The organism is Escherichia sp. MOD1-EC6021 (assembly GCF_002965245.1).
Classification (GTDB): domain Bacteria; phylum Pseudomonadota; class Gammaproteobacteria; order Enterobacterales; family Enterobacteriaceae; genus Escherichia; species Escherichia coli_F.
This window is the reverse complement of record NZ_PTRU01000074.1, coordinates 1-3,868: the sequence shown is the minus strand read 5'-3', so window position 1 is coordinate 3,868 and position 3,868 is coordinate 1. Positions and strand designations below refer to the sequence as shown.

The 3,868-nt window shown below is 44.9% G+C and carries 5 protein-coding genes and 2 pseudogenes; 4 read left to right on the top strand and 3 right to left on the bottom strand.

Annotated features, from left to right (window positions below):
• The coding region (locus tag BEB54_RS27805; protein ID WP_123059767.1) for a DUF4113 domain-containing protein at nt 1-482 on the top strand (482 nt) is incomplete at its 5' end.
• A 4-nt stretch (nt 483-486) separates the two neighbouring features.
• Here the strand turns inward: BEB54_RS27805 and BEB54_RS27800 are convergent.
• The gene (locus BEB54_RS27800) at nt 487-879 is read right to left on the bottom strand and encodes a plasmid partitioning/stability family protein (RefSeq protein WP_000340829.1); all 393 of its coding nucleotides are present in this window, start codon (nt 877-879) and stop codon (nt 487-489) included.
• A 4-nt stretch (nt 880-883) separates the two neighbouring features.
• The gene (parM, locus tag BEB54_RS27795) at nt 884-1,855 is read right to left on the bottom strand and encodes a plasmid segregation protein ParM domain-containing protein (RefSeq protein WP_001103690.1); all 972 of its coding nucleotides are present in this window, start codon (nt 1,853-1,855) and stop codon (nt 884-886) included.
• A gap of 228 nt (nt 1,856-2,083) precedes the next feature.
• On the opposite strand from parM, the gene BEB54_RS27790 reads away from it, so the two are divergent.
• Together BEB54_RS27790 and BEB54_RS27785 are read left to right on the top strand one after the other, a co-directional pair.
• Nucleotides 2,084-2,728, top strand: coding sequence for an AAA family ATPase (locus tag BEB54_RS27790; RefSeq protein WP_105282339.1), 645 nt, complete (start codon nt 2,084-2,086; stop codon nt 2,726-2,728).
• Complete coding sequence (locus BEB54_RS27785) at nt 2,722-2,997, top strand: hypothetical protein (protein ID WP_000239529.1); 276 nt, start codon at nt 2,722-2,724, stop codon at nt 2,995-2,997. Before BEB54_RS27790 ends, BEB54_RS27785 begins: the two co-directional genes overlap by 7 nt.
• 136 nt (nt 2,998-3,133) lie before the next feature.
• On the opposite strand, the pseudogene BEB54_RS27780 reads toward BEB54_RS27785, so the two are convergent.
• Nucleotides 3,134-3,646 (bottom strand): annotated as a pseudogene (locus tag BEB54_RS27780) (tyrosine-type recombinase/integrase); the annotation flags it as partial.
• A gap of 68 nt (nt 3,647-3,714) precedes the next feature.
• Between BEB54_RS27780 and BEB54_RS29170 the strand changes: the two are divergent.
• Nucleotides 3,715-3,789: pseudogene (locus BEB54_RS29170) on the top strand (transposase); the annotation flags it as partial.
• Between the last annotated feature and the right edge of the window lie 79 nt (nt 3,790-3,868).

The window sequence follows — 3,868 nt, the reverse complement described above, 5'->3', positions numbered from 1 at the left end:
TGCACCAGGCTGTTGTTCAGTATGCAGAGCGGGCCGCAGAGAAACTACGTGGGGAGCGTCAGTATTGCCGGCAGGTGACGACATTTGTACGGACATCCCCCTTTGCAGTAAAAGAACTCTGTTACAGCAATGCCGCTGTGGAAAAGCTTCCATTACCCACACAGGACAGCCGGGACATTATTGCCGCAGCATGCAGAGCGTTAAACCATGTCTGGCGTGAAGGGTACCGCTATATGAAGGCAGGAGTCATGCTGGCTGATTTCACACCATCGGGTATAGCGCAGCCGGGATTATTTGATGAGATCCAGCCCCGTAAAAACAGCGAAAAGTTAATGAAAACACTCGATGAACTGAACCAGTCTGGAAAAGGGAAAGTGTGGTTTGCGGGGCGAGGAACCGCCCCTGAATGGCAAATGAAACGGGAAATGCTCTCGCCTTCGTATACAACACAATGGACTGAGATCCCCATTGCTTCATTCTGATATATCAGAATAATTTTTGCATTTTAAGGCGCACATCATTCATTGCCTCCTGCACCGAATCAGTAGCAGAAGGAGGCATTTTTTCAGCAGATTGCAAAGCACCGAGTTCAGTCAACACAGCTCTGATATCGGCCTGAGAAGGCTTCCATCCTGTCGTCTGACTGAGTAAGGTTACAACCTGATCTGCTGAAAACTCCTCGCTCAAAATGGCAGTCAGCAATACAGGCAGGCGAGGATCAAGTTGGTGTAACGCCATTCCAGAAATAAATGCATTCCGGAACAGCTCACCACGCTCAGAACGCGGAACGGACTCTATCGCTTCCAAAGTTTGAAAGTCTGCAGCTTTTTCCGGATGCAGATAAAGTGTGAATTTTTTCCTTTTCCGTTCATCGTCCACAATATTACTCCTCTTTGAAAGCCGCGATAGCTTCAACCAGTGCTGTCTGTGGCGACTCCATCATCACTACTTTTTGCCCAAGATGGTGCCATGCCGTTTTTATCGAATCATAGATCAACGGGGCCCCACCACCGACAACATAAACACGATTCACATGATGAAAATCACCGAGCTCATTGACTACTTGCTCCCCCAGACTGGCAATAGCCCCCTCAATGGTATTAAGGACCAGATCAGTTTTTGTTTCGTCATTTATAACCTGCCGAACAAAGTCCGGGTCATTACGACGTTTAATCAATTCATCTGCAACGAGGAAACTGGTATCACTGGATGCCATGCGCAATGCACTCATTGCAGCTTTCGTAACTGAAGACACACCAATGCCAGAATTACCATGAATGGCACTTACAGAGTCAAATTGACCAACGATAACACCAACATCAAGCGTAGTGCCGCCAATATCAACTACCAGCGATTTTTCAAACTGACCAACTTTATCCATGACCAGACGAGAAAACACAGCTGGCAATGATTCAGGCATCACATCAACGTGTTCAATGGTGAAAACATCGCCTTTATTAAGACGAATCGGCCTCATTAAATTCTCAATTTTACGCTGAATGTTGAGTTCATTTTTTTGACACTCTTTCGTGTAGAACTCACTGATAGGCAAAGTCACAGTCAATGATACAGGCTGAGGCGCTAATCCACTATTCAGTAAAGCGTGATGCACAGCTAACAGGTTAACATCCGTATATTGATACTCAATATGAGTCGTAAGAATAGATTGGTTGCTAACTTCATCATACGTGTATTTTTTACCATCCAGTTCATAGTTAAATGTCTGGCGAATCCCTAACCCGTCAACCTTCCATCCATGACGAAATGAGTTTTGCGACAACGACTTACAGATTTTCCCATTGTCATTCCATGCCAACTTGATTGTTGTTGAACCATCATCGCAGTATACGTTCATCTATAGCCCCTTAAATACTCAATCTGAGTAAATCACTGTTTCTGGTTGCAAGGTAATACTCAATTTGAGCACTATCATAGTTATGAAATCACAAAACACAAGTAATATTTATTACATCACATGACATACTTCATATTTCATACTTCATAAATATGAATGCATGTTGACACATCAGGTTACCGTGTCAAAATATCATCATACTTCACACATCACATTTATGAGGTTGCAATGATTACTGTAGTTGGTGGGAACAAAGGTGGTTCAGGGAAAACTACCATTGCATCAAACCTGGCTATTGCTCTCGCAAATAAAGGAAAGGAAGTCTGCCTGTTAAACGGAGATCTACAACGAACAGCCGCAAAACATCATGCGGAACGAGAAGCTGCAGGACTGTTACCAGCAATAACCCTTGTTGAGAAATTTGATAACCTGACACAAACACTACAGGCTCTGAATGAAAAGTTCGATGATGTAATAGTGGATGTCGCAGGAAGAAACTCAAAGGAATTCATAACGAGTGGAGTTGTCGCACATCAAATAATTGCGCCACTACAGTGTTCTCAACCAGATCTGGATACTCTTACAGAACTAGAACAACAGATAGACGCAATGCGTAACCTTAACCCGGAACTTAAGGTTTATTGTTTACAAAGTATGGCAACAACCAATCCGGTTTTGAGGGGAAATGAGAGAAAAGAATTCCTTGAATATCTTGAAGAATTCCCAACAATTCAAGTTCTGGATTCAGTTATTTGTTTCAGAAAAGTCTATCGCGATTGCATGAGCAACGGCACCGGTGTAGTAGAAACGAACAATACAGCAGCCAAAGCAGAAATTGAACATTTAATGAATGAGGTATTTGGCCCATGGTGAAAAAACCCAGCCAGCAAGCATTAAACAGAGCTGCAGTTACGGTAGAACAAGCAGAGGCTCTGGCTCAGCGCCTTGCGGATAAACCATACGGCGCGCCGGAAAAACCCGAACCAGAAAAACAATGTCGGACGACAATCTCTCTTGGTGAAAGCATGCTTGTCACAATAGAAGATCTGGCATTGAGGAATAAACGCAATGGTAAAGATCCAAAAAATGTAAGTGCCATCGTCAGAGTAGCCCTTGAGCAATACTTAAAAACACTAACGTAATAATCAAGAAGTTATTACTTATGAAGTCACACTTGTGAATTTATACTGTTTAAGCACCCTTGCATACAAGAGATCACATATTGCAGTGGTCTCTTTTTTATAGAACAAGTCACAATTCATAATTATGATTTATGAATTATGCATGTCTGTTTTTCAGCATTGTGACCGCATCGGACTCAGGCATCGAAAACTGCACCCGGTGCCGTGCAGCCACATCCAGCGCAAACACCTTCGTGTAGACCTCTGTTGAGCTGATGGACTTATGCCCCATCAGACTCTGCAGGACCTTCAGTGGTATACCGGCATACAGCATGTGCATCGCATAGGAATGGCGGAACGTATGTGGCGTGACCGGGACAGAAAACGTCACACCATCAGCGGCAGCGGCGGCAACCACTTCCCCAATCCAGGTCCTGACCGTTCTGTCCGTCACTTCCCAGATCCGCGCTTTCTCTGTCCTGCCTGTTCGTTTATTACGCCGTTCCATGGGGATTTTCAGTGTGGCCACCATCGTCTGCAGCTGGCTGACGTACCAGGCGTCGGAGAGCGGAACCCGCCGGTGAGTCTGCTGACCGGCGGGCATTCTTCCTGCCGTCCTGGCGGCTTTTTCTGTCCGTTGTTTCAGGGTCGCAAGCTGCACAAACGGATACTGTCAACGCCACGATGTTTGACCGTTAGGGGATGCGGACGATTTCCTGGGCACTCAGGAGATGAAACATGTTTACTGAAGAACAAAAAATTCGCACCATTGAGCTTTATTTCAAATATGGTAAGAAGCTGGCCCCCGTCGTATGTGTCAGCGCCAGTGATATAAGACGGTAATTCACCATTTGGATTGTCCGCTCCACCCAACATGTTGTTTCCTTAAGGT

What these genes read in the sequence shown, in the direction of transcription:
- parM (WP_001103690.1), bottom strand. Translation starts at nt 1,855, where the DNA reads ATGAACGTATACTGCGATGATGGTTCAACAACAATCAAGTTGGCATGG.
- BEB54_RS27785 (WP_000239529.1), top strand. Translation starts at nt 2,722, where the DNA reads ATGGTGAAAAAACCCAGCCAGCAAGCATTAAACAGAGCTGCAGTTACG.
- BEB54_RS27790 (WP_105282339.1), top strand. Translation starts at nt 2,084, where the DNA reads ATGATTACTGTAGTTGGTGGGAACAAAGGTGGTTCAGGGAAAACTACC.